Origin of the sequence: Mucilaginibacter gracilis (genome assembly GCF_003633615.1) — a bacterium.
Taxonomy (GTDB): Bacteria; Bacteroidota; Bacteroidia; order Sphingobacteriales; family Sphingobacteriaceae; genus Mucilaginibacter; species Mucilaginibacter gracilis.
In genome coordinates, this window is record NZ_RBKU01000001.1 from 2,567,309 (window position 1) to 2,593,184 (window position 25,876).

General features: G+C 49.5%; 23 protein-coding genes and 1 pseudogene. 15 read left to right on the forward strand and 9 right to left on the reverse strand.

The genetic code is table 11. The annotated features are described in order from the left end of the window. Positions 1-23: 23 nt before the first annotated feature. The 13 genes from BDD43_RS11025 (at position 24) to BDD43_RS11085 (ending at position 12,756) form a co-directional block, all read left to right on the forward strand. On the forward strand, positions 24-485 hold the full coding sequence (locus BDD43_RS11025; RefSeq protein ID WP_121197719.1) for an Lrp/AsnC family transcriptional regulator: 462 nt from the start codon (positions 24-26) through the stop codon (positions 483-485). 205 nt (positions 486-690) lie between these two features. Beyond that, positions 691-1,179 (forward strand): hypothetical protein, encoded by a 489-nt coding sequence (locus tag BDD43_RS11030; protein ID WP_147425614.1) that lies wholly within the window; start codon positions 691-693, stop codon positions 1,177-1,179. A gap of 12 nt (positions 1,180-1,191) precedes the next feature. Then, positions 1,192-2,034: a hypothetical protein gene (locus tag BDD43_RS11035; protein ID WP_147425615.1), complete on the forward strand. Its 843-nt coding sequence runs from the start codon at positions 1,192-1,194 to the stop codon at positions 2,032-2,034. Positions 2,035-2,260: 226 nt separating this feature from the next. Continuing rightward, positions 2,261-3,442 carry a M6 family metalloprotease domain-containing protein gene (locus BDD43_RS11040; protein ID WP_162847041.1) on the forward strand — a complete coding sequence of 394 codons (1,182 nt, stop codon included), beginning with the start codon at positions 2,261-2,263 and terminating at the stop codon, positions 3,440-3,442. 21 nt (positions 3,443-3,463) lie between these two features. Next, a complete protein-coding gene (locus BDD43_RS11045; protein ID WP_121197723.1) occupies positions 3,464-3,751 on the forward strand; it encodes a hypothetical protein in 288 nt (95 codons plus the stop codon). A 150-nt stretch (positions 3,752-3,901) separates the two neighbouring features. Next, positions 3,902-5,371: a S8 family serine peptidase gene (locus tag BDD43_RS11050; protein ID WP_121197724.1), complete on the forward strand. Its 1,470-nt coding sequence runs from the start codon at positions 3,902-3,904 to the stop codon at positions 5,369-5,371. Further along, positions 5,368-6,288 (forward strand): NAD-dependent epimerase/dehydratase family protein, encoded by a 921-nt coding sequence (locus tag BDD43_RS11055; RefSeq protein ID WP_121197725.1) that lies wholly within the window; start codon positions 5,368-5,370, stop codon positions 6,286-6,288. The genes BDD43_RS11050 and BDD43_RS11055 overlap by 4 nt, the downstream gene beginning before the upstream one ends. Further along, on the forward strand, positions 6,282-7,304 hold the full coding sequence (locus BDD43_RS11060) for a PLP-dependent cysteine synthase family protein (RefSeq protein WP_211339670.1): 1,023 nt from the start codon (positions 6,282-6,284) through the stop codon (positions 7,302-7,304). Before BDD43_RS11055 ends, BDD43_RS11060 begins: the two co-directional genes overlap by 7 nt. Then, on the forward strand, positions 7,305-8,483 hold the full coding sequence (gene kbl / locus BDD43_RS11065; RefSeq protein WP_121197726.1) for a glycine C-acetyltransferase: 1,179 nt from the start codon (positions 7,305-7,307) through the stop codon (positions 8,481-8,483). 341 nt (positions 8,484-8,824) lie between these two features. After that, positions 8,825-9,673: an AraC family transcriptional regulator gene (locus BDD43_RS11070; RefSeq protein WP_147425616.1), complete on the forward strand. Its 849-nt coding sequence runs from the start codon at positions 8,825-8,827 to the stop codon at positions 9,671-9,673. 125 nt (positions 9,674-9,798) lie between these two features. Beyond that, positions 9,799-11,079, forward strand: coding sequence for an aminotransferase class I/II-fold pyridoxal phosphate-dependent enzyme (locus BDD43_RS11075; RefSeq protein WP_121197728.1), 1,281 nt, complete (start codon positions 9,799-9,801; stop codon positions 11,077-11,079). After that, positions 11,054-11,704, forward strand: a complete 651-nt coding sequence (locus tag BDD43_RS11080) for a TetR/AcrR family transcriptional regulator (protein WP_162847042.1) — start codon at positions 11,054-11,056, stop codon at positions 11,702-11,704. Before BDD43_RS11075 ends, BDD43_RS11080 begins: the two co-directional genes overlap by 26 nt. A 368-nt stretch (positions 11,705-12,072) precedes the next feature. After that, positions 12,073-12,756 carry a hypothetical protein gene (locus BDD43_RS11085; protein ID WP_121197730.1) on the forward strand — a complete coding sequence of 228 codons (684 nt, stop codon included), beginning with the start codon at positions 12,073-12,075 and terminating at the stop codon, positions 12,754-12,756. A 154-nt stretch (positions 12,757-12,910) separates the two neighbouring features. On the opposite strand, the gene BDD43_RS11090 is transcribed toward BDD43_RS11085, so the two are convergent. The 5 genes from BDD43_RS11090 to BDD43_RS11110 all read right to left on the reverse strand — a co-directional run bounded on the left by BDD43_RS11090 (position 12,911) and on the right by BDD43_RS11110 (position 19,108). Continuing rightward, positions 12,911-13,141: a hypothetical protein gene (locus BDD43_RS11090; RefSeq protein WP_121197731.1), complete on the reverse strand. Its 231-nt coding sequence runs from the start codon at positions 13,139-13,141 to the stop codon at positions 12,911-12,913. A gap of 185 nt (positions 13,142-13,326) precedes the next feature. Further along, on the reverse strand, positions 13,327-14,097 hold the full coding sequence (locus tag BDD43_RS11095; protein ID WP_121197732.1) for a hypothetical protein: 771 nt from the start codon (positions 14,095-14,097) through the stop codon (positions 13,327-13,329). Positions 14,098-14,101: 4 nt separating this feature from the next. Then, entirely contained in the window at positions 14,102-17,251 is a 3,150-nt protein-coding gene (locus BDD43_RS11100; protein WP_246001543.1) for a TonB-dependent receptor, read from the reverse strand. 212 nt (positions 17,252-17,463) lie between these two features. Then, on the reverse strand, positions 17,464-18,432 hold the full coding sequence (locus tag BDD43_RS11105) for a FecR family protein (protein ID WP_121197734.1): 969 nt from the start codon (positions 18,430-18,432) through the stop codon (positions 17,464-17,466). Between the two features lie 64 nt (positions 18,433-18,496). Next, positions 18,497-19,108, reverse strand: coding sequence for an RNA polymerase sigma factor (locus tag BDD43_RS11110; protein WP_246001544.1), 612 nt, complete (start codon positions 19,106-19,108; stop codon positions 18,497-18,499). Positions 19,109-19,367: 259 nt separating this feature from the next. On the opposite strand from BDD43_RS11110, the gene BDD43_RS11115 reads away from it, so the two are divergent. Beyond that, positions 19,368-20,123, forward strand: a complete 756-nt coding sequence (locus BDD43_RS11115; RefSeq protein ID WP_121197736.1) for a DUF6577 family protein — start codon at positions 19,368-19,370, stop codon at positions 20,121-20,123. Further along, a complete protein-coding gene (locus BDD43_RS11120; protein WP_121197737.1) occupies positions 20,116-21,261 on the forward strand; it encodes a nucleotidyl transferase AbiEii/AbiGii toxin family protein in 1,146 nt (381 codons plus the stop codon). Before BDD43_RS11115 ends, BDD43_RS11120 begins: the two co-directional genes overlap by 8 nt. 109 nt (positions 21,262-21,370) lie before the next feature. Here the strand turns inward: BDD43_RS11120 and BDD43_RS11130 are convergent, their stop codons facing one another. The 4 genes and pseudogenes from BDD43_RS11130 to BDD43_RS11150 all read right to left on the reverse strand — a co-directional run bounded on the left by BDD43_RS11130 (position 21,371) and on the right by BDD43_RS11150 (position 25,875). Continuing rightward, positions 21,371-22,072 carry an SDR family NAD(P)-dependent oxidoreductase gene (locus BDD43_RS11130; RefSeq protein WP_121197738.1) on the reverse strand — a complete coding sequence of 234 codons (702 nt, stop codon included), beginning with the start codon at positions 22,070-22,072 and terminating at the stop codon, positions 21,371-21,373. An 11-nt stretch (positions 22,073-22,083) separates the two neighbouring features. Further along, positions 22,084-23,130: a serine hydrolase domain-containing protein gene (locus BDD43_RS11135; RefSeq protein ID WP_121197739.1), complete on the reverse strand. Its 1,047-nt coding sequence runs from the start codon at positions 23,128-23,130 to the stop codon at positions 22,084-22,086. Between the two features lie 8 nt (positions 23,131-23,138). Continuing rightward, positions 23,139-24,524, reverse strand: a pseudogene (locus tag BDD43_RS30585) (serine hydrolase). Positions 24,525-24,567: 43 nt separating this feature from the next. After that, on the reverse strand, positions 24,568-25,875 hold the full coding sequence (locus BDD43_RS11150) for a serine hydrolase domain-containing protein (RefSeq protein WP_121197742.1): 1,308 nt from the start codon (positions 25,873-25,875) through the stop codon (positions 24,568-24,570). Position 25,876 lies beyond the last annotated feature (1 nt).

Here is a 25,876-nt window from a genome sequence, read left to right on the forward strand (position 1 = left end):
AGGACAATTGAAAATGTAGTTATATGGCCACACTCGACCCGACCGATATCAAAATTCTGAACTTTATCCAGCAGGACGCGCGAATCACAGATCGCCAGCTGGCCGCACGGGTGTTTAAGTCCGCCCCAACGGTGCATGAACGCCTGACCCGCCTGGAAAACAAAGGGTACATTAAAAAATACATCACCCTCCTGGACCGCGAAAAGATCGGTATCCCGGTCATGGCCGAAACCCACGTCAAGCTCGAACGCCAAAGCAAGGCGGCCATCGAAGCTTTTGAACAAAAGATTCTTGCCGTGTCCCATGTTCAGTTCTGCTGCCATCTGGCCGGCAAATGGGATTTTGTCATCTTCATCGCCGTTAAAGACCCCCAGGCGTATAACGACTGGCTCATGAATGAACTCACCAACTGGCCGAATGTACAAAATATTGAAAGCAGCTTTGTTTTGAAGGAAATCAAAACCTATGGCGCATTTGAACTCTAAGCCCATCTAACCCACCTTAAATATACCCCAGATCAAAGTCGTAAAAAAAAATTATTAAAGCCTTGGTTTTAAGGAAGATGAATGTTAATTTTAACACAAACATCAGCAGGTTAGCGAATTGACAAAATCGATTTGCAGTTATAGCGGATATTTCGCCCGTATGCCGAAAAGGGTTTCAAAGAGTAGGCATCCTGAACTTATTATCATGAAGAATCTAACTGCACTTATTGGCTGGCTGCTGTTATTCACCGGCCTGGCGCTTTACTTGTATGGTATCGCTTTCGCCATTTTTTTTCCGATCGAAGTTATTGAAGCCGGCAAGCCCACTGCGGTCAGGATGCCGGAGGCTCTTGAAACACTGACCACAGGTATCGGTGCCATCTTGTTGACAAACCTGGGTGCCGTGTTGGGCATTTCCATCACTAGACCTGCGGCCGCGCTGGCCCGTGTCGCCCTTGCTCCGCAGCAAATACCTGAAATACCCGAGCCCATGACCCGTCGGGAGCTTATTCAGGCGGCCGCAGTATTAATCTATATCATCAGCCTCGTAGCCTGCGCCATTGCCTGGGCAGCTGCTACCTTTAAAGAAAAACCCGACCCCATTGTCACGCTTATCCCGCAGTACGGCAAAACCTTAATCGGAGTGATCACCGCTTACCTCGCATTCGTTCTGGCCATTAACGCAAAAAATTAATCTTACTTGCACATGAAATTCATTCTGATCGGTTTTTGCTTGTTCTCCTTAACAGCAAAAGCACAAATGAGCGCACGCAGCTTCGTGCCTTTCAGCAAAGGCAGCAGCGGCGGCGCCGCTGCCCCGGCCTATGCCGGCACCAACGATTTCGATGCCACCAAATTGCCAACCTTTGGCCTTTACGGTATCGGGAACACCAATACTGAAACTTTTAACAATATCAATTCCTCCGGCAAGCTTTCCGGTTATATCCGGCCGTTCAAGGGTACCCTTGGCGCCTGGAAGGTACCTGCCTTCATTGACGTGAACTTTGGCTTTAACGTGAACGCAGCCAACACCGACAGTCTGCTTGTGAATACCGTACTGTTCCCCGACGCGGGCAAGAATTCATTTTCCGGCAGTATCGTATTTAATATAGCGCTGGGCAAAAATCCCGACTATTACCTGATATCGCCCTTCTTTGAATTCGCCACCAAGACCGTTAGCGGGCGCAAAACCGATTCCGCCCGCACATTTTATACAATCAACAGCACCTACGGTGTTAATTTCCAATATCTCTACGTCGATGCTGATGATAAGGTCAGCTTTACCATCTCACCTTATTTAGCGTCAGTCAACATTCCTGATCCGGGAACCAAGGATTACAAATACCTTTTTACCAGCAATGAAAGCTCGCCCCTGAAAACCACTATTAACTCCTGGGGTGTCAAATGCACCTTCCAGTATAACTATTTCCAAATCTTCGCTGACCTGCGCACTGTTAAAGGCACCGAAGCCGAACTGCCCGTTCCGGGATACCGCGGCTTCCATCCGAATATCGGAATTATTTTCAATGCCGAAATATTTGAAAAATAAACCCAAAATCATGAATTATAGCAACATCAACCCCGCACTTGGCGCTTATACCGACCGGCGGGCCGACTGCCAGGCCGTTCCCCCTCATCCCAAATTAAAAAAAGAAATGGATGACCTCCTTACGGAACTCAAGGAAAAACAAGGACGTAACCTTCTCTTCGAGAAACTAACCTTCGTCGACGAAAACCGCGCCGGCTTGGATGATGGTCTGATCTACCCCGGTAACATGTTCCCGCTAGGTACATCGATGGCACCGGCGCGCTCCGCGAGGGCGCAACAGACACCGCTTCGCGGGACGCTTAATGTATTGGTGGTATTAGCCGAATTTAGTGATCAGCCTTTGGCAACACCTGCAAGTCATTTTGAAGACTTGTTTTTTTCGAGTAATGTTATACCGACCGGCAGTGTAAAAGAATATTATCAGGAAGTTACCAATGGCCAGATCACTATTCAGGGCGACGTCATCGGACCCTTCATGATGCCACAGACACTGGCCGCCTACGCCCACCTGAAAAGTGGTATGGGAAGTGCTAAACCCAACGCGCAAACCATGGCCCGTGATGCAATTATGGCTTTGCCGCCGGGCCTTAATCTAAGCGATTACGACAACGATAAAGATGGCTATATCGATGCCTTTATTGTTGTGCATGCGGGTACAGGAGCCGAAGTAACCAACAATCCGGCCCAAATATGGTCACATAAATGGGTGTTAGACGGAGGTGCTTATACACCTCCCGGAAACGTAGTCAATGTTTACAGTTACTTAACGGTACCGGAAGACTACAAGCTTGGCGTTTGTGCCCACGAACTTGGACATTTGCTTTTTGGTTTCCCCGATCTGTACGATACTTCCTACAGAAGTGAGGGGATTGGTGCCTGGTGTCTGATGAGCGGCGGCAGCTGGAACAACGGCGGCGACACTCCCGCGCATCCCTCTGCTTGGTGCAAGGCCAACCAAGGCTGGGTGACGATAGACATACCAAAAACTAACCAGACCGCGGTCCGTATCAGTGATGTAAAGACGGGTTACACCATAAAAAGGCTATGGAAAAACGGCCTGCCCGGCAACGAGTATTTTTTGTTGGAAAACCGTCAGCAAGATAAATACGATAGTTACCTCCCGGCTGGGGGTTTACTGATCTGGCATATTGACGACGCTATGCCGGACAATGCGAATGCCCGGCACTACAAAGTCGGCCTGTTACAGGCGGACGGTAATCAGGAACTGGAAAGAAATAAAAATCCCGGTGATGCTGGTGATCCCTTTCCTGGCGCTAAAGGCAACACGCATTTTGACCAGAGCTCCAACCCGAATGCGCTTTCTTACGGAGGTTTGGACAGTAGTGTCAGGGTAACAAATATCCGACAGAACGGCGCCGATATCGTCTGCGATATCAGTGTGATCTGATAAAAGTTATCTTTATAAATTATGATGCGCATCATTGAGAACAAGTCCAGGGTAACCGGGGTGGTTGAGTATTTCGAACCGCCGACTGTTGCCGGCGACCACCGTGTCCTGAAACTTAGAGTGACCCGCGTTGCGTCAGTACCGGGTTACCCTCAGTTATTTAAGGTTGGCATAGGGGAACAAGCCGCCATTAATATCAGGAAAGAGGAATGGGACGATGCGATCATGCCGGGCCAAACCTTATCTTTTGACGTCAAAGCCGGCGGACCCGACTTGTTCTTCGGCGAGGATTTGAATCGGGAGTCTTAGCCGGCGTTTATAATTTAAAGCCCTGCATTTTTTCTTAAAAAAACTTTATTTATAATGGAATTGCTTGGCAATTTTATTACTTAGTTCGGAAATTAGGTCTTCACCTGCAAATAAGAGATTCACCGCTTAATTTTCGGTTTTAAACCCGAAATGAAGCAATTATTTAAGACCGTATTGTTTGCCATAGGACTCCTTCTTACTAAAGGAAGTTATGGCCAACATGTCCCCAACTGGCAGAACAAAGATTTACAAAAAGACAGTCTGTTCGGCATAAGTACCGAAAAAGCTTATACTCTATTACAGGGCAAAAAAGCAAGGCCCGTCATCGTTGCGGTGATTGACGCGGGCGTTGATACCCTGCATGAGGACCTTAAAAGCATTCTATGGATCAACCCCAAAAAGAAGAAAAACGATAATGGTACGTACGGCTGGAGCTTTATCGGCTCCGCCAAAGGGAATGTCCAATATGACAACCTTGAACTGACCCGCCAGGTGCGACAGTTCGAAGCCGGGGACACCAGTCGCTTAAGCATTAATGACCTGACGGCGTACCATACCCAGAAGGCATTACTGACCAGGCAACTGGCTACGGCGAAAAACAACCTGCGAAATTATTCTGACTATCTGCGCGTGATCGGGGAACTGGAATCCGCTATCAAAACGAATTTTAACCTTGCCGACATCAAAGCGTATCCGCCCAAGAATTTAGCAGAGCAAAAGGTCGCCAGGACCTTGCTGAACGTGCTGGCTGATAATGATGACCTGGCAGCCTTCAAAAAGCAACTGTCCGAAGGCATTACCAGATTCGAAGCAGAAATTGATTACCAGCTGAATACTGCTTATGACCCCAGGCCCCTCTATGTAGGCGATGATTATTTTAACAGTAAACAAGTGATCTACGGCAGCCCGGATTGTATGGGCCCGGATGCGCATCATGGTACACACGTCGCAGGGATCATTGCCGGTTTACGGGGCAATGGCCTGGGTGCCGACGGGATTGCTGATAACGTTCGTGTCCTTGCTGTCCGTGCCGTGCCGGATGGTGACGAACGGGATAAAGATATCGCCAACGCCATCCGCTATGCAGCCGATCACGGGGCGAAGGTCATCAATATGAGCTTTGGAAAAGATTATAACCAAGACAAAACCGCCGTAGATGATGCCGTTAAATACGCCATCAAAAAGGATGTCCTGCTCATCCAGGCCGCCGGCAATGATGATAAAAATATTGATAGCTCTGCACATTTCCCCAACCCCAGTTATTTAAGCGGGGGCAAAGCCGCTGCTTACATTGTAGTTGGTGCGTCCGGGTTAAAAGGTGAAAAGGCTGGTTTTTCCAATTACGGTAAGAACGAAGTCGATGTCTTCGCCCCGGGGGTTCAGATTTACAGCAGCATTCCGGGTTCCAAATATGACTATTTCAATGGCACCAGCATGGCTGCACCGGTCGTTGCCGGCCTTGCTGCATTGATCAGGGAATACTACCCGAAATTATCGGCCATTCAGGTCAAAAACATTATCCTGAAAAGTGTGATCAAATCGGAGGCCTTAACTAATTATTGTGCCACCGGCGGTATTGTGAACGCTTACAATGCCTTACAAATGGCGGCTGGTTTATGAAAACTTTGGTGATCGGGGCCTGCGGGCAACTGGGTACGGAACTAACCCGCGCATTGCGGCGCAAATATGGATGGAAAAATGTGATAGCGGCCGATATTCACCCGGCGCTGGATACTTCCCAGCGCGAGGGTTTATATGTTCAGCTGGATGTGCTTAATAAAAAGAAGCTCGGCTACCTGATCAGGCATCGCGGCATTAAGCAGATCTATCATCTGGCGGCCGTATTGTCTGCTTCGGGAGAGCAAAACCCCGCGAAGGCCTGGGATATCAATATGCAGGGTTTGCTCAACGTCCTGGACGTTGCTAAAGAAAGCGGTGTCGAAAAGATATTCTGGCCGAGCAGTATCGCTGTCTTTGATCACCGCGCCGAGGTCAATCCATCAACAGTTTACGGAATCAGCAAAGCGGCGGGCGAACAGTGGTGCCAGTATTACTTTAATAAATACGGTCTGGATGTCCGCAGCCTCCGTTACCCCGGATTAATCAGTCACCGGACCAGGCCAGGCGGCGGAACGACGGATTACGCAGTTGAGATATTTAATGATGCCGTTAATAAAGGATACTACGAATGTTTTTTAAGTGAACATGCCACCTTACCGATGATGTATATTCCGGATGCAGTCCGCGCCACGCTGGAACTGATGGCTGCACCCCTGGAAAATATTTCGGTGCGGACTTCCTACAATTTAGCGGCGATGAGTTTTTCTCCCAAGGAACTGGGTGCGCAGATCAAACAGCATTTGCCGGATTTCGGAATGAGTTACTTCCCCGATTTTAGACAAGCCATCGCGGATAATTGGCCGGCCTGTATCAGTGATGTAAAGGCCCGCCGCGATTGGGGCTGGCAGGAGGAATACGATATAGCCAGGATGACAACGGATATGCTGACAAATTTGAGAGAGAAGTCGCTATGCTAAAGGAAAACAAACAAAAACTGGCCAATCTCTGGCAAATGGTCGGTAACAGCAAGCTGATCGAGGTGCGCTATCATTTCAAGTGTGGACCTTTACAGCGCATTCTGGTCAAATGTGAACAGGGTCATCTGACAGGCAGTATCAAAGACAGGATGGCATTATACATCCTGGAAAAAGCATATGAACTCGGCCATATCCAGCCCGGTGACCAGATCGTGGAAGCCACCTCCGGTAATACAGGTATTGCCTTCGCGGCGATCGGCACCAAACTGGGGCACCGTGTTCGCATTATTATGCCGGACTGGATGAGCAAGGAGCGCGTCGATATTCTGAAAGGTTACGGAGCTGAAGTGCAACTGGTGAGTAAAGAACAAGGCGGCTTTTTAGGAAGCATTCAGCTTGCAGAGGCCATGAGTTTCCATGACCGCGTATTTTTACCGCGGCAGTTCCAGAACAGATATAACGTGGAGGCACATGAGCGCACGACCGGTAAGGAAATTGATCGTCAATTACTCTTATTAAAATTAAAGCCGCAGGCTTTTGCGGCCGGTGTCGGTACCGGCGGTACCATTATGGGCGTAGGCGGTTTTCTGAAAAGCATTTATCCTGAAATCGCGATCCATCCGCTGGAGCCTGCCGAAAGCCCGACACTGACCACCGGATATAAGGTGGGTAGTCACCGCATACAGGGCATCAGTGATGAATTTATCCCCGCTATCGTCAACCTCAAAGAACTCGACCCGGTTGTCCAGGTTTATGACGGAGATGCCATATTGTTAGCGCAGCGGCTGGGTAAAGAGCTGGGCCTGGGGGTAGGCATATCGTCCGGTGCCAACCTGTTAGGGGCTATCAAGGTGCAGCAGGAACTGGGAAGAAATGCCGTTGTCGTTACCGTTTTCCCCGACAGCAACCAGAAATACCTCAGTACCGCCCTGTTCCGGCCGGAACCAATAAAGCCGCACTACCTGAGTCCGGAGATCACGCTGGATGGCTATACTATACACGATAATTTGAAATAGATGTATCATACGCTACAACCATTATTACAGCAGGAGCTTGCCGCTATTGAATCAGCGGGTTTATATAAACGGGAACGGATCATCACATCTCCGCAAAGCGCGGCGATCACCGTAAATGGTAAAACCGTAATAAATTTTTGCGCGAACAATTATTTAGGGTTGTCCAACCATCCGGCCGTCATCGCCGCGGCAAAAGCCGCCCTGGACACCCATGGGTACGGACTCTCCTCAGTCCGGTTTATTTGCGGCACGCAGGATATCCATAAAGCATTAGAAAGGAAGTTGTCGGAATTCCTAGGCACAGAGGATACGATCCTTTACGCAGCGGCTTTTGATGCCAACGGCGGTGTTTTTGAGCCCTTGTTCAACGATCAGGATGCCATCATTTCGGATGAGCTGAACCATGCCTCCATTATCGATGGCGTGCGGCTATGCAAGGCGCAACGCTATCGCTACCGGCACAACGACATGGCAGATCTCGAAAAAAGGCTGCAAGCCGCGCTGCCTTCCCGGCACCGGATCATTGTGACCGACGGCGCATTCTCCATGGATGGCACCATTGCGCAGCTCGACAAAATTTGTGCTTTAGCAGAAAAATATAATGCACTGGTTATGGTGGACGAAAGCCACAGCACCGGTTTCATCGGTAAAACCGGGCGCGGAACCCACGAGCATCATGGCGTTATGGGTAAAATAGATATTATCACCGGCACACTGGGTAAAGCCCTGGGCGGAGCGTCCGGCGGTTTTACCTCGGGCAGAAAGGAGATTATTGAGCTACTCCGCCAAAGGTCACGTCCGTATTTATTTTCCAATACCCTGGCACCGGCAATCACCGGTGCATCGCTGGCGGTATTGGACCTGTTGAAAAACACGGTGCGGCGTGACAAACTGGAAAGTAACACAAAATATTTCCGGGAGCAAATGACCGCTGCCGGTTTTGACATCCGGCAGGGTACCCATCCAATTGTGCCGGTCATGCTCTATAAAGCAAATTTGGCCCAGGAATTCGCCGCGCAGATGCTTGAAGAAGGAATTTATGTCGTTGGTTTTTCCCACCCCGTCGTCCCGCATGGCAAAGCCCGCATCCGCGTGCAATTGTCCTTCGCGCATGAACAGGAACATCTGGACAAAGCTATTGCAGCATTTATCCGGGTCCAAAAGAGACTAGTTGGTTAGTCCGTGTTTTGGTGGCCCCGCCTCCTGCTTGGCGGGGCGCCATTACTGAAAAGTCTTCGCTTCGTTCTTTATCGTTTTTTCATTTTCGTAAAATGAATCAGTAAATAGTTAATCACATGAGAAGATGCCCGCCGTAAGCGCGGCGGGCTATTTTACACGGGAAAGGGTTTTATCTGCTCCTGTCACCGGAAAATATTGCGAGTTTTTAAGGGTATGGAAACGCCGACTAACGTAACGGAGGCCTCTCATTCCCCGACCCGGCTGGTCAGTCCCGGTACCTTACCCCTGGCGGCGGCCAATTGACCGGAAGTCTAAACATCTAAAAAAACACTTATACTTACTTGAAAAAAAAATTGCCTGTCCAGCAAATGCCCGGAAACACGCTTGTTAATGTATGGCAACTTCCTTACGGGAAGGATTCCCTGTCCTACCGGCACCACAGGCACCAATTTTTTATGTTGCTGTGGGTAACCGGCGGTTTTGGCGAGCATCAGGTTGCCTTCAGGAACCATCCGTTACTTCCCGGACGCGTGCTGTTTGTACAGGAAGGTCTTGCACACCGGGTATTGCAGCAACCGGAAACAGGATGGCTTATTCTTTTTCATCCTGATATCTTTCACCGTTTTCTCCGCCATCACCCCGCCGATGAGCAGCATGGCCTGTTTGATTTTTTGACGCCATTGCCCTACATCGATCTTGACCCGGCAACAGCTGTGACCTTTGCGCAAATCTTGCCACTGCTCGCAGCCGAAAGCGCCGCTTATCCGCAGCATACACTCGCTGCTGATTTGATCGGCATACTCCTTTACGCCGCCAACCGCCTTCACCAGCCTGTTCACCCGGCATTGCTGCACCCCGGTCAGGCCGAACAGGTGCGCCAGCTTAAAATGCTTATCGAACGGCACTATCTCATCCACCGCGGCGCACCATTCTACGCTGAAAAGCTTGGCCTGTCTGCCCGGAAACTCAACCAACTGGCCAGCAAACTGACCGGTAGTAATGTGGATGAACTGGTGGAGGCCCGCATCATTGCCGAAGCGGAATCTCTGCTTGGCGTGACGGCCTTTACCATCAAAGAGATCGCCTTTCAGCTCAACTTCATTTCGCAGTCGCATTTCGCTTATTTTTTCCGGAGAAGGAAACGCATCAGTCCTAAAGCCTTCCGCAAATTGCACCAGGACAAATTTTAACTAAATGTACAAATGGATGATAGTTTCGCGCCGGTATGCTGACGAAATTTGAAATGATATTAATTGATAATTAATATACCCCGGTTCGCCCCGGCCGGGGCGGGAACTAAAAAACAATACTACCTATGAACAACATCAATTATGCACAGGCCAGTTTCAAGGATTTTGAGAACATGGCCGGCCTTGATCCTTTCGGCTGGGCCGAGGAATTCGGGCATTACATCGAAGACTGGGCAAGCCGCGGACACTGGAACTACCGCCAGGAAAGCCTCAATGGCTGCCGTCCGGAAATTGAAATGGAGCTTCCGGGCAATCCGCACCGGAATTTCGTGGCGCTGGTCTTTAATGACTACCTGGGTTTTAGCCAGCACCCCAAAGTGATCGAAGCGGCTATCGAAGGTATCCGCAGATACGGCGCGGGCGCTGCGGCTTCACCGGCGATCGGCGGGCATATCAGTTACCACCGGCAGATCGAGGACAAGATCGCGGCCTTTTTTAAACGCGAGGCGGCGATACTCTACACGACGGGTTATACGGCCAACAGCGCGACCATGCAGGCGCTGCTCAAAAAAGAGGATCTGGCTATCCTGGATATGGGGGTTCACGCCAGTATGTATGAGGGCTGCCAGCTGACCAACCAGAAGGTGTTCCCGCATAACAATATGGAAAAGCTGGAACGTATCCTTAAGGAGACGACCGGTCAGTACCGCACCCGCATGGTGATTGTCGATGGGGTTTATTCCCAGCCGGCGGATATCTGTAAGCTGGATGATGTGGTGAGGCTGGCGCACGCCCATGGGGCTTATGTGGCCATGGATGACGCGCACGGTATCGGCGTGATCGGCGAAACGGGCCGGGGTGTGATCGAGCTGTATGATCTTTATCAGGAAGTTGATATCATCACCGGCACCTTCTCGAAGACTTTCGGGCATCTGGGCGGGTATGTGGTCGCTAAACCGGGCCTGGTGAATTATTTAAAGTTCCAGGCGAGGCAGCATATCTTTTCGGTTACGGCGACGCCGGCGTCAGCCTGTATCCTGAAAAGTATCGACCTGATTGATGAAGAGCCCTGGTGGAAAGACAAGCTCTGGGAGAACATCAATTATTTGAAAAGCGGCTTAAAGGCCCTGGGCCTGGATACCGGCAACACGCAGTCGGCCATTGTGCCGGTCATGACGGGCGACCCGGCGCTGAATGCGGAAGCAGTTCGCCTGTTGCTCCATGCAGGTGTGTATGCTAACCAGATCGGTTACCCGGCGGTGCCGCGCAAGAATGCCCGCGTGCGCATGAGCATCATGGCGACACATACCCGCGAACATATGGACCGGGTGCTCAATGCTTTTGAATGGGTGGATCAGCAATTACATATCAGCAAGAAACATGGTCACCAGAAAGAAAACGCTTAAGCTGAAAGACGGCGAGGAAACGCAGCGCGAGCTGATTGCGGCGGTGGGCGACACGCTGCGCGAGGAGGGTTTTCAGGGTTTGAAAACGAACAGGATCGCCAAACGCATCGGCAAGGACAAAAACGTGGTGCGCTATCATTTTGAAAACATGGAAGGGCTGCAAAAGGCGTATATCCGGGAGAAAGACCACTGGCTGCCCTTTTTTGAAAAATTTAAGCTGGGTGATAACCCGGGCCGGACACAGGTGCAGCAGCTTTTTCGCGAACTGATGCAGGCGAATTTTTCCGGCTTTCTGGAAAACCCGGAGATGCAGCAGATCATCCTGTGGCAGATCAGCGAGGCGAACCCGCTTTTGACCGGGATATCCGAGGAACGCGAGCGGGAAGGTGCCAGGCTGCTGGAAAAGACAGATCCTTTTTTCGGGGGAAGCGGTGTCAATTTCCGGGCGGTGGTATCGCTGTTGCTGGGTGGCATCTATTATATCGTGCTGCATGCGAAAACGAATAAAAGTACGGTCAGCGGAATGGATGCCAACAAGAAAAGCGACCGCGCCGAACTGCATCGCACGATCGGGCAGATACTGGACTGGGCATGGCAGGCAAGCGAGCAACAACACAACAAATAATTATTTACCTATATTTACGGAGGATTTAAAAATGACTTTACGAGACAGAGATAGCTAACGATAACATATCATAATATTCAGCATTCATATTTCTTGGCTAAACTAAAAACGGCTAATTTTTAAATAGACAACCAAGAGCAAGTGCAATGCCCGCTTAAACGCGGGCGTGCTTGTTCATTGGTTGTCGGGTTACTTAGCCGTTTCCTAGTTGGCCTGAACAATGTCATAGCCCGCGTTTTTGTTCAAACCCCAAACCTTCCCCAAACAAATTTCCTGAATGTCAATTGCTGTACGGCCTGAAAGCTGTGAGGCGGGACGCTGTCGGTTTTTTGTGGAAGGTTTGTTCCGTTTACCTAAATGTGAAGGAAATGAGCGAAAGATCTGATGAAAAACAAACCTATCCTTTTCACTGGCTGGATCAAGTGGTGGAAGTCACCCTGAATCCTGCGAAAACAAGTGTGAAGCATTTACCGGCGGAAACCATGCGGGCCATCAGCGATCGGCTGCCCGATGAGTTCGCCGAGGTCACTTCCCGGCTGAAAGCACAGGCTTTTTGCCTCTACACCGGCGAGCATATCAAAGTCGTAGCCGGGCATTATGACCAGGCTGTCCGGCTGCTGCAAAAGCAGGCTGCTGATAACCTGAGTCAGTATCCAAGAACCGGCCTGCTTCGTCAAACGGGTGAGATGATCCTGGAGCGACTGAATGATCTTGCGTTATGCCTGTATACCCGCTACCCGGCCTATTTGCCGCCTGCTTTACCTGCGGAGCCGGAAGAAATACCGGCGGGTTTACTGAGCAAGATCCTTTGCGCGCTGAGTGCCGATCAGCTGGGTATCCTGCTGCGCGCTGCGACAGATGCCGGCGTTTTGGTCGGCCGTTCTTTTCGAAAGGTCTGCAAAGCGGTCGCCCCTTATTTGTCAACACCCTGGAAAACGGATATCCGGCCCGATACCCTGCGCAGCCATGGCACGCGGCCCGAGAGCCGGGATAAGGAAGTGACCATCGCGTTCCTGGAAAAGATGATCGAAAAGATCCGCGGTTACCGCTGAAAATGACGGGCCGGTAAGTTTATTTTTCGGGAGCGATGCTGGTGTTTTTAATAAGAGGGAAATTCCTATCGGGTGCGTAATTTATATACCTATGGTCACTTTATACGCATTGGTGGACATAGGTACCGCTTTCGTTCAATTCAATCGTTTTTTATTACCTATGTTCATATTTTATAAAAAAGTGGACATAGGTGTTTTTTTGTCCATTTTTTAATTCGCCAGCCATTTGAACAGGATGGTCCGGGCTGTACGCCGGGTCCATTGGCCCCTTTTTCAGGCTTTTGAGGAACGGCATATAGTACTGCCGGTCCAACCAGCGCGCCAGCAATACAATGGCCAGGTTTAAAAGCAGGAGAATGGCGATAGCGATGGTAGTCGTTTGCATAAGACTTTTTAAAGTAGGAGGCAGACCTTGTGGCACTGCCTCCTGGTGTACTGAACTTTCCGGTAATCACTGCGTCGTCAGCGGCCTGAGAGAGCTGGGTGATACTCGCAGCTTTCTCCGGGCAACAAAACGGTGAGTCGCCCAATTATCGGAGTTTCCCGATCTGCTGTGTAAAGAAAAGCGCGTTATAAAATGGCTGTATTCGTCGCGAATTTCTTTTTCCCCCGCTGTATCGTCTGCACCAGGCTGATGATGGCGGTTTTCCCTCCGGCAGCACTATCGAAGGAAAAAGCCGGGCCTTCCCCGAAGAAATCATCGGTCAGGAACTGCCCGCTGGCTTTGTCTTTCAGCCGGACAATGTAGCTGTAGGGCGTCCCGGAGGCATCATTCAGCGCCAGGGTCATCGCTTTGGAAATGGTTTTCCGGTTCAGGTTGGGCAGTACACCGAGGTCATCTATGGTGCCGCTGCCATCGTTATGCGTCCTGGTCAAATAACCATCTACGGAGATGCCATCCGGCAGCAGGGTGCTCAGGTTGTTGAAGAGCTGTACTTTGGCCGAATCCACACCAACACTCGAACCGGCATCCAGGAAGGTTTTCAATCCCAGTTCCTCGCTGTAGGCCAGCCTGAAATTGAGCACGTTTGCAGCAGGGATGGTGATCAGGGTATCGATCAGGAGGCTGTCGGTGCCATGCTTTTTAAAGGCGAGTTTGGATTTTACCCCTGCATCCAGTAAGAGCCTCGTGCTTAAACCGTAAATGGGGCCTATGGTCAGGCTGTCCGGGAGTTTTTTGCCGTTGAAATAAATGTCCATGACCGGTGTCCCCGGCAGGTCGGCCAGTTCAGCCGTTAAGGAACCAAAGTGATGATCCGCTTTTATGGGTTCCCCTTTTTTGCAGGAAAATATAGCGGTAGCTGCCAGTAGCAGCAGGAAACGATATTGCGATGTTTTCATGTTCTTAGAAATTATAGGTAAAGTTTAAACTGTAGGTGCGGCCGGAGGCGGACTTGTAGTTGATCTGGTCGACACCGGCCTGGTACCGTAGTTGTTGCGTGGTCGGTTCTTTCGCGGTCAGGCTGCCCTGGTCGTATACATTCTGGTAAACCACCGAATAACTGTTCAGCAGGTTGCTGACTGTCCCTTTGATCTCGAGTTTCTTTTTGAGCAGGAAGACGGCGACCTGCGCGTCCAGCGCCTTTTCGGGCCGTTCAAATAAGGATTGCGAATAATCAACGGTCGGGCGGATGAGGCGGTTGGAGACATAATTATAGCTCATGCTGACGCGTACGGGTTGGGTATCGTAGTAAAAGCCCGCGTTATACATCAGGTTACTGGCACCGGTCTGCACGCGCTTTTCCGGTGCACCGGTATTTTCTGTCACCAGCACTTTCCCTGGCTGCGCCGGATCGTTAGCGCCGATGGCCAGTGTCATAGGTGTTACCGTACTGGTTAAGGCCGTAAAGTTTCCATAAAGCGTCAGTTGTTTTAATACGGGGATGCCGGTAAAGGCGAAGGATTTGCGGAATTCGGCTTCAATACCATTATTGGTCGCCGCTTTGTTATTCTGCAGGGTGAACAAGCGGTTGTTCTGGTCTTTGTAGATTTCCATCGGGTAGTCGAACTGTTTGCGGAACAGCGAAAAGGAGATCAGCTCTCCGGGTGAAGGAAACCATTCATACCGGAAATCGTAATGGCTGATCTTGGTGGACCGGATCGGGGTCTGGGAATTATAAACCCCGCCCAGTTCATAATCATATTCCTGGAAGAAGGTAAGCTCGCGCAGGTCGGGCCGGATAATGCTTTTGGCAAAGGCCAGGCGCAGGTTCATTTTCGGTGTCAGGCTGTAAGTCAGATTCGCGGAAGGGAAAAAGTTCCAGTTGGGTTCCAGTTTATCCAGGGCGCTGAAATCGTATTGTTTAACGCTGGCTTTGATCTGATCCAGGTTCTGGTTCAGGCCGTTCAGGTTATAATATTCCGCACGCAGGCCCCATACCAGGCGGAGCTTACCGGCGACCTTATTATCGAGCATCAGGTAAGCGGCATGCAAACTGGCCTTTTTATGGAAATCATCGCCGAACCGGCTGAATTCGATGGATGTTCCCGCCCGGTTAGGGTCAAAGGCATCGGCTAAGGCCGGAAAATACGAGGTATTGGCCGAACTGCCGGAATTGAGTACATAGAACAGGCGGTCTTTTTGCCAGCCGGCATACCCGGCCTTTAAACTGTTGGCCCAGCCTAATTGCCCCGTATTAAACTGAAATGGGACTTGCAGGTCGGTGTTCCATGAAAAATTATTTTCCAGTGCCCGGCTCCAGGAACGCAGGGCACCGCGGCTCAGGTCGCTTTGCGGCTGGCTGATGTAGTATTCATCCGGGCCATAAGCCGGATCGGCCTGATAGGCTGCGGTCATGATATGGTTATCGGGTTTCAGGCGGTCCAGCCGGATATAACTGCCGAGCCAGTTCAGTTTGATACCCCGGTTACCAATGGCATATTCCCCTTTCAACTGATTCTGTGACAGGCTGGAAGCTGTGGTCTGGTCAAAATAGCCCAGTTGCTTAAATCCGTCTTTGTTGCCGGTGCCGATCAGCAATTGCTGGTCCAGCGTGCGCAGGTAGATGCTTTGCAGCCCCAGTTTCAGGCGTTCTGTACCGTAGCTCAGCCCGGCAAGGCCGGAAAGGTTCGCGGTAAAGCCATAGCGCTTACCGATCAGAGGGTTTTGGGTTTCTTCAAAACCGAAGCGGGTGCTTTCAATATCCTGTGTCAGAAAAGTGTTCCGGTAGCCGGCAGAAGCGATGAGGCCGATGCGCTGGTTATTCTTCAGCGAATACACGCGTCCTAAAGAAAACTGGAGGTTAGGCGCGGGTGCCGGGTTCAGTTTGGAAAGGCCCCAGTTGTTGGCGAATGCCTTTGGATCATTGACGTCATAATTACCGGAGGCCGCGTTCAGCGTCGTATTGGCCAGTACGTCATTCGAGCTTTTCCAGTCCAGTTTGCCGAAAAGGTTACGGTTACCGGCGGGGAGGGCAAAATAATTGCGGGTTTCCATCGGCAGGGTCAGGAAATCTTTTCCGGTGGTGTTGCTGTTTACGCTTCCGCCGATATTGAGCGTCGTAAAATTCTCATCGGGGATATCTTTAGTCTGCACTTGTACCAGGCCGCCGCCGAACTCAGCGCTTTTGTCCGGGGTCAGGGTTTTGGTTACGGTCACCGCATCGACCATATTGGAGGGAATGATGTCAAAACTGAAGGCTTTCCGGTTCAGCTCCGTGCTGGGTACCGACTGACCGTTAAGTTCCGCATTGTTGTAACGCTCGCTCAGGCCGCGCACCACCACGTATTTATTATCGATAGTGGCCAGGCCGCTGATGCGTTTCAGTGATTCGCCCAGGTTCTTGTCTGGGGTACGCGCCAGTTGTTCGGCGGTTACGCCATCGGTTATACCGGCATTGTTCTTTTGTTTGGCATAGAGCCCCTCCAGCGACGCTTTGCGGTAAGCCGCCGTCACCATTACCTCCTTTAAAGCGGTATTGGCCGGCTTCATGGCCAGGTCGAGCGGTGTAAGCTTACCTTCCGACGCGACCACACCGGTAATGCGCTGCGACTGGTAACCGATAAAGTTCACTTCGATGGTATACGTACCCGGTGCAACGCTCAGCACATACGAGCCGTCGGCATTGCTTTGCACGGCCTGCCCGGTTTCTACCAGTTTAATGGTAGCGCCGGGGAGTGTTTCTCCTTTTTCGTCCAGCACTTTGCCGCTGATCTTTCCCGGGACGGCCGGCGGAGGGAGTTTGCTGACGGCTATGGCGCTGTTGATCTGCTCGAAATGCAGCCGGTGTTGTTTGGCCAGAAGCGCCAGTACTTTGTCCAGGCTGGTCTTGCTGACGTTGAGCGAAACAGGGTTGATCTTACCGAGCTCTTCGGCATAAACAAAGTTAAATCCTGATTGGGCAGAAAGATCGGACAGCAGGCCATTTAGGCTGCTTTTCTGTGTATGAACAGAAACAATAGCTTCGTCCAGTCGCTGGGACCTCACCTCCGAGGCCAAAAGCACACCGCTCAGGGTGAAGGAAATAACGGTCACCATCATGGTTAGGCGCGTCATAAAATATAGTCGTTTAATTACACTACTTTTTGTAGAATTGTACATAGCTTTTTAAAATGATTATTGGGTTGCAATCTGATGGATCATGAAGCTTACCGAGCGGAAGTGGTGGTACACTTTCGCTCTTCTTCATCAATCCTTTTTCTTTATGGGTACATAGGAATACTTTCTTAACGCATACCTCCTGCTTTAATGGTAAATGGTTGAATGATTTAGCCGATGGTCACTGTTTTACCGCTGATGTGGTAAGGAAAGTTTCCGCCCGAAATACTTAAAAGCTTCAGGATATTGGCCAGGCTTTCTTTTTTGACTTTGAGCCGGAACCGTTTGTTTAGTAATGACCTGTCTTTAAAGACAAAGGTGACCCCATACTCCCGGCTGAGGCTTTTACTGATGTTTTCCAGCGTTTCCATCCGGAAATCAAGCACGTTTTGCTGCCAGCTGCCGATATCTGCAAGTGGCAAAGAGCTTTTGACAAAGCTTTTAAGGCTACTGTTATAAGTCATCTGCTCGCCTGGTGTCAGCATATACACTTTTTTAATTTTGTCGCCGGTGCCCCATAAACCGACTTTACCGGTCGCGACGGCGACTGTTGTAGGGGTTTCGCCGGGATAGGCTTGAATATTATAAGAGGTGCCCAGTACCTGTACCCGGAGCTGGCCGGTATGCACAATGAAAGGATGCCGGGAATCATGTACAACGGTAAAAAAGGCTTCGCCGCTGAGTTTCAGGTCGCGGGTGGTTTTACTGAACGTTTCGGGGTAAGTGATGGTTGATCCGCTATTGAGGGAGATCAATGAGCCATCCGGCAGGGTGACCTGTTTTTTAACGCCGGGGGCGGTGCTTTCCTGACGCCATACCATGCGCTGCTGGTCAGGATGGGTAGCTTTGAAAATCAGCATACCTGCTGAGCTAAGCAGTAATAATACAGCGGCTACTTTTAAAACGGGTAGCCATAGGTTCCTGATGCGGGCGGGCCTTTGTTGCGCAGCGACCCAATGAACAGCGCGCGTCGTAGCTTCTTCGGCGGCACGTTTGATCTCCTGATCCGGCGGCAGCGGATAGCCTTCCGTTTCAAAACTATCGTACCAGTCCCTGACCAGTTTGACCTCTTCCGGAGTGCAAAGTCCGGCTTCATATTTTTCGGCCAGTTTTTTCAGCTGTTTGTCCTGTGTTTCCATTCAACAGTATAATCAGGGAAAGTGTCCTTTTATACTATTAAATAATCAATAACAGTTTGTTAAGTTAAAGGTCACTGAACCAGCAGGCGGATGCCAGGGCGAGCACGAAGGCAAGATTATCTTTTTTGAGGTAGGCCCGCAGCGATTGCAGCGCGGTGGATAAATAGTTCCTGACCGTCTGTTCGTTCAGCCCGAGTTGCAGGGCGATCTCCCGGACAGAAAGCCCTTCCTGCCTGCTCAGGCGAAACACTTCCTGTACGGCTCCGGGCATTTTCAGCAGTTCTTTTTCAAATTCCTGTTGGAGCTCGGCCGCTATCAGCGTATCCTCGACAGGCCGGTGAACGGGTTCATCCCATAAAGCCATGGCGGATTCCAACCCGGTTCTTTTCTTACGAAAAAGGTACTCGTTCACGATGGCGTAATGTGCCGCCCGTGTGAGGTAGGGTGCAAAGGAACTTTCGATCACCAGATGCTGACGCCGGGTCCACAGGCTAATGTAGATGTTCTGGAGCATATCCTTGGTGTCTTCTTCATCACCGGTTCTTTTATAGATCTGCCGGTATAGCTGGTCCTGGTAGCGGCGCGCGATAACAGCGAAGGCCTGTTCATTGTCCTGCTGCAGCAATAGCCATAATTCGGTATCTGATAAACGCTCCACTGCTGTAAAAATAGCCAAAGTAGATTAAGCTGGTGTTAACATTAAGGTGGCGCTTTACGATATTTGTTCCTTATGGCCGGCCAATTGACGCTATTACCAAGACCGACCGGGAAAAAACCGGTGTTAGCCCTGATATCTTAAACCTTTTACTGTAAATTTGGCAAACAACGGCCACAATTGGCAAATAGTGTCCGTTGTTTGATTTCCAACAAAAGACACTAAATAATATTTGCTGTCTTTTGTTGGAAATAATTATATTTGCATAAGGAGGTTCATTTTGGTTAAAGATTTCATCATAACGCAAATCAAAAAAGAATTTGAAAACCGTGAAAGTTTTTCAAAGAAAGAATTATTTGACTTTTACTTAAAGTATGAGCCGGAGCTGAAAGAGACAACATTCAGATGGCGCATTTTCGACTTGAAAGAGAAAGGCATCCTCGGGCCTGTATCAAGGGATTTATTAACGTTTACCAATAAGCCGGTTTTTAAACCGGTAATCAGTGACACGGAGCGCAGATTGGCCAATAGGATAATGAAGCAGTTCTATTCCCTGAGACTATGTATTTGGTCTACCAAAATATTAAATGAATTCATGCTGCACCAGCCTGGTAAATTTATCACCATACTGGAAGTGGAAAAGGCTGCTGTTGAACCAGTATTTCATTTTTTGAAAGATATCAACACAAAAGATGTGTATTTATTACCGCAGGAAAAGGAATTGGAATGGTATGTTTATGAAAGTCAGTCAGCAATCATTGTCGAATCATTAATTTCCAAATCCCCGGTACAAAGGGTTGATCAAACCCCGACCGTCACGATTGAAAAAATGATTGTCGACATTTTTTCAGATCAACGATTATTTAATGTTTATCAAGGGAGCGAATTAGCCAATATCATCGAGTCTGCTTATGATAAATATCAATGTGATTTTACTAAACTGTTCAGCTATGCAAAAAGACGGAGGAAAGACGTCGATCTGAGAAATTATCTGGCCCATTATACTAACCTGCCTCAAACCATTTTACATGATTGACCTAAAATCCTTTTCACCGGAATGGCTCGCAGAAAAAAGAAAAAAATACAACAGAGATCCGGGGCTTATGGAAAACATGATTTACGCGCTGTATCTGTTAGAGCAATTGAAGCTTTCCGGCCTGGATTTTATTTTTAAAGGCGGCACCAGCCTTGTGTTAATGTTGAACGAGCCACAGCGATTTTCGGTAGATATTGATATTATCGTCAGGCATGATATGATCAAAGAAGAATTGGAGTTTCATCTGGAAAAGATCGTTGGAGCAAGTAATTTTACAGGCATGCGGATAGATGAACGAAGAAGTTATAAGCAAGGTATTCCAAAAGCGCATTATGCTTTTTCCTTTCAATCAAATGTACCTGCCAAAACCCAGAAAGGTGAAGTACTCGCTCAACCGCAAAAGGAAATCCTGCTAGATGTCCTTTTTGCTGAAAATCACTACCCGGTTATCGTGGAACGACCGGTACAGACAGAGTGGTTGGTGGTCTATGGCGATAATGTTATGGTCAAGACGCCAGATATCTGTTCGATCGCGGGCGATAAGCTCACCGCATTTGCGCCAAATACTACGGGAGTGCCGTTTCACCGAGAAGGCATAAATAACAAAGGCGAAGCGATCAAATCAGAGATGTTTATGGAAATCATCAAACAGGCATTTGACGTAGGCTGCCTGTTCGACCTGATTGCAATCCTGGAAACATTTAAAAAATCGTACCGTGCCACCGCCGAAGGAGAAATCAAATATCGCCCGGAACGCGGGATCAAATCTGTAGACGATGTACTCAACGATACCATTCAAACTGCACTGATCGTTGCCCGAAATACGGCCCAGGTCAGTGCAGAGGACAGGGTGGTTTATGGTTATTTTACAAAAGGAATACAACAGTTCGGCCACTATGTTTATACAGCTAATTTCCGGATCGAGCAGGCACAAGTCGCCATTGCAAAGGCGGCTTATTTAGCGTCTATTGTTTTAACGGATGCTGCTGATTTTGAAAAATTCGATGATAAAAAGCCCATAGCAGAATATATGATCGTTCATCCAGACTACAATTTTCTAAATAAGCAACTTAAGTTCGTTGCCAAGGGAGAAGCCTTGTTTTATTGGAATCGGACATTAGCATTAATTGGTGTCTGAATTTTGGAACTCGCGACCTGTAAAGTAATGTGTTCATCGATCTCTTCCACATTTACAGGTAGCAGGATTGAAATGCAGCGGATGTTGCGTGCATATTAACTTATCGTACTTACAGGTTTACGAGTTTGAGTAACAGCGCTACTAGTGTCCACCGTTTAGTGATATAGGTCACTCGCTTATGATTGTTTATTGCTGCAACGATTTGAGCAGCTGCTTTATCGGCTGGTGCTACCCAAAACAAACCCTCTCCTTTTGCCATCGCCGTATCGACGAACCCTGGCCGTATATCTGTGATGATAATGGGTAACTTGAGTTGTCCGGCATTTTTACGGAGGCCTTTCAGGTAATTGATCTCGAAGGCTTTGCTTGCATTATAGGCGGGTGCCAGATGGCTGCCCGCTAAGCCTGCTATGGAAGTGATGGCTGCCAAATGACCGTAGCCTTGCTTTTGAAAGGTCTTGAATGCCCAGCCGGCAATCATTGTAAAAGCGGTTACATTCAGATCTATCGTCGCTTTTTCAATAGCAAAGGACAGCGATTCATTGATGTTGCCAACACCGGAGCTTAAAATCAGCAGATCAAGGCCGCCGAGTTGTTCCTTTAGTTTTTCAAGCTTCATTTCCAGGGTATCGGTTTGCGTATTATCGATCTCACTGTAAAGTATTTTGTCCGGATATTGATCGCTTAGCTGTGCTAACAGTTCTGTTCTTCTGCCGGTGATGGCGATCAGGTAGTCCCTTTCTGCCAGCTGAAGGGCGAGTGCTTTACCGATTCCGGAGGACGCACCCACGATGATCACTTTTTTGGTCATGGTTCTATGATTTATTTTACGGTAAAACGCAGGATATATTTAGCCAGCAGGTCGAATGCGCGTTTGGCTTTCCAGGTACCGAAATTGCCCTGGGTGACCACGATGACCAGATCAAGCTTTTTAACGATCATGATATATTGTCCGCCATTGCCGGAGGCAAAAACGACGGGGAAGGTTTTATTACCCATTTTTACGGTCTCGTTATACCAGTAATAACCATAAAAAGCGGGTTGCGGTTCGGCTGCTGTGCTGCGGCTCAGTTTCATAAAAGAAAAATCCGGGATGGGGATAGTGGCTGTCGTGGAGGCCTTCAGCCATTTTTCGGAGATGAGCTGTTTGCCGTGGTACCTGCCTGCGTGCAATACGAGTTCGCCAAGTTTGACCATATCCAGCGGACGGATGAAGAAAGAACCTGCGGTCATACCCTGACCTGCCGGGTCGACTGTCCAGCGGTAGTTGGTAATGCCTAATGGCGCGAAGAGGTTTTTTTCGGCGAAATCCATGATACTTGTTCCACTTGCTTTATTGATGATACCGCTGATGAGCATCGGGTCACAGGAAGTATAGGCCCAGACCTTACCCGGCGGGTTTTTCATTGGAAGCTGCAAACAGAATTTCACCCAGTCGCGGGTGGCGGTCATTGCGGTCTCGCAATCCTTTTCATCGTTCCATTCGTCGCAGTCAAACCCTGATCGCATTTCCAGCAGGTCTTTGATCGTCATGTTGGTTTTCAGAGGATCTGCCGCAAAGGCTTTGTTTTCCGGAAAGAAAGTGGCTACTTTTTCGTCCACGCTTTTGATCAGGCCCTTGTCTATGGCGATACCCAGCAGCAGGCTGGTCACCGACTTAAAAGCGGAACGGGTATCGTGCAGAGAATCGGCAGCAAAGCCGTTAAAGTAGTGTTCGTAGACCAGCTTCCCGCCTTTGGCAATGAGCAGACTGTGCATCCCGCTGTAATCGTTTTGGATCGCAGCGGTTATCGGGTCGTATGTACGCTGAGCGCTGGCGTTGATGCCAAAATGCAGAAAGGCCAGGATCACTAATAACCGATAGCTCATTTGGGGGATCAATCTAAAGTGTTTAGCATCGCTTTCGCGTTTTTATTGTTCAGGTCGGTATTGACGGCTTGCTGGTAGTTGAGGCGGGCACTGGCCTTATCGCCTTTTTTTAAATAGGCCTCACCGATCAATTCATAGCCATAGGCCGTATCCGAGGGTTTAGCTTGTAGGGCGACCGCGGTTTGAAACACTTTGATCGCATCATCGAATTTGTTGCGGCGCAGCAGGTATTTACCGGTACTGATCAGGTCGCCGATCTCAAAACTGAAATCATAGCTGTCCTGGTGGTGTGCTTTTAAGTCGCGGTAATAATCCAGTCCCTGGCCGACATCAGCCAGCGTTTTCTCCCGTATCTCCAGGTAAAAGGATTTTTTAGGGATGTTCACAGACTCCCCGGAAAGTGCTGCAAACAGCGCGTTTTTGACACCGTCAACCTTCATTTGCTGGTTATTGGTCATCATCACGACGGTAAGCCCCCGCTTGAGGTCACTGAAGAGCAGGGCCTCATAATTACTGTTCGAACCCTGGTGGCGGTGCCAGGCGAGCGTGTCACCCGAAAAGCCAACCGTCCCGATACTGCTCTCGCCGTTCGGGAAATTGGCCGCCAATCCGGCAAAGGAATCCTTATTCAGGATCTTGTACTGGTTCAGGCATTCCGACCATCGATACAGGTCTCTTGCGCTTAGCCTGACCCAGCCGCTCATTCCCTGAAAATAGGGAGCGTTATGAAAATCCTGGTCAAATGCTTTGGCCATATCCGGGCTGCTTACCGGCAGGTCAACCACTGCGTCTTTCATCCCGCAAGGTTTAAATATATTTTTCATCAGAAAGTCAGCGTAAGCTAACCCACTCACTTTTTCAACGATCCTCATTTGCAGAAAAACATTTTAATGATTATAAATATACGCGGTTCCGGGTTCAAAACTCAGTTTCTTCACTAGCCGGAGATTAGCAAGGATCAGGCTGTCGCCTTCAAATGGTGTCGCGGCAAATGTCGGAATACCACTGGTATAGGTGAGCAGGTGCCGGACCTTCACCTGCGCTGCCCAGTCAGGCAGTTCCGGCAGGAATTTGCTGATCGGGTCATCCAGGCTAAGTTTCCCGCGTTGCTTTAACAACAGGATCGCGGCACCATTGAATTCCTTACTCACCGAGCCAATATCAAATTTATAAGCCGATGTTAACGGCTTGGTTTTGCTGCCATCTGCATAACCCAGTGACTGTTCATAAATGATCTTGCCTCTCTGCGCGATAAGTACATTCCCGTTAAAAACACCACGGGCATGGGCAAGCTGCATAACGGAGTCGAGGCGCTTTAGCGGTACCTGGGCCGCAAGATTGAGGGATAACAGGGACAGGCAGATGGTATAGATGAATTTGTTGCTCATACGCATAAAGACACTTTTTATTTGAAATGGTTACGGGGAAGTGTCAGACCTAAGGGGTTGTAACTTTCAGTCCTTTGAACTTCGATCCCTGATAGGTCCAGCTGATCTGCCAGCCATCACCCTGCTGGATAAATTCAAAGCCGTCGGCTGATTTCGGGTCATCAAAAAATACGCGTTCATTTTCAGCGGACAGGGAAGCTTCCTTTTTGTTGTCCTGGTACAGCTGCAATAGTCCGTTCTCTACCCGGAATTCCAGCCGGGTATGGTTCGCTTCCGCGAAATCATAAGAGCCGGTATAGCGTTGTAGGATATTGTCGGCCACCGGCACGGCTTTCCGGTTGATCTCCGCAGGAACCTGGTAGGGTTTGCCTTCGAGTATATTCACCAGGTCGGTGATGGTTTGCTGAAAGGGTATGTCGTCGTCATTGGCGAATAAGACAAAACTGTAATGCTTTGTGGTCTGCGTATAGATCTGTGCCCTGATCCCGTCGGAGCCGCCATTCTTCTGGATGACGCCCAGCGTGTCGCGCAGAGCGGACAGGTAAGGTTCCCGGTGCAGGGACTTCAGGTAGACCATCATATCGCCAAGGGTAGAATAGATACGGGCGGTAGAGAATTCATCCTGCGTAATATTGGGCACCCGGGTGAGCACGCCGTCCCGCAACTGGTGGTTCAGGGCAGGCTGCTTCAGGTTCGCGTGGCTGATCACAAAGTGGGCGCCCGAAGCTTTCATTTGCAGGGGATCGAAAATGTAGGTTTTCACGCACTGCGCGAAAGGCTTGCCGGTGATTTTTTGGATCAGGTAGTAGATGACCTCGTAACCCAGGTTGGAGTATCGGGTATCGGTGCCGGGGGCAAACTCCAATTTTTCCTTACTGATCGCGGCGATGATCTGATCAGGACTCAGTGCCAGGATATTTTCGGGCTTGCTGGTCAGTTCACGGGGCAGGCCGGACCGGTGGTGCAGTAACTGATCGATGGTGATCAGCCTGCTGTTGGGGAATTGCGGCAGGTACCTGCTTAAGGTGTCCGTCAGTTTTACCTGGTGTTGCTGCTGGAGTTTAACCAGTATACTGTACGCCATGAGCTTACTGATCGAATGGATATCGAACTGGCTGCTGTTGCTTACCCGGAGGCTGCTTTTAGGATCGGCAGACAAATTATAGGCCTTTTTCAGAACGTCATGGCCATTGGCCTGGACATAGATGCCGCCATTGAACTTTTTCAGCCGGGTTAAGGCGGTAAAATATTCATCGATGCGCGCGGCTAATTTGGCATCCGGTGCTTGCGCGGCGGATTTTTCCGGCAAAAGCGAACAAAGGAACAGGAGGACCAAAAGGCTTTTTAAGATTTTCATG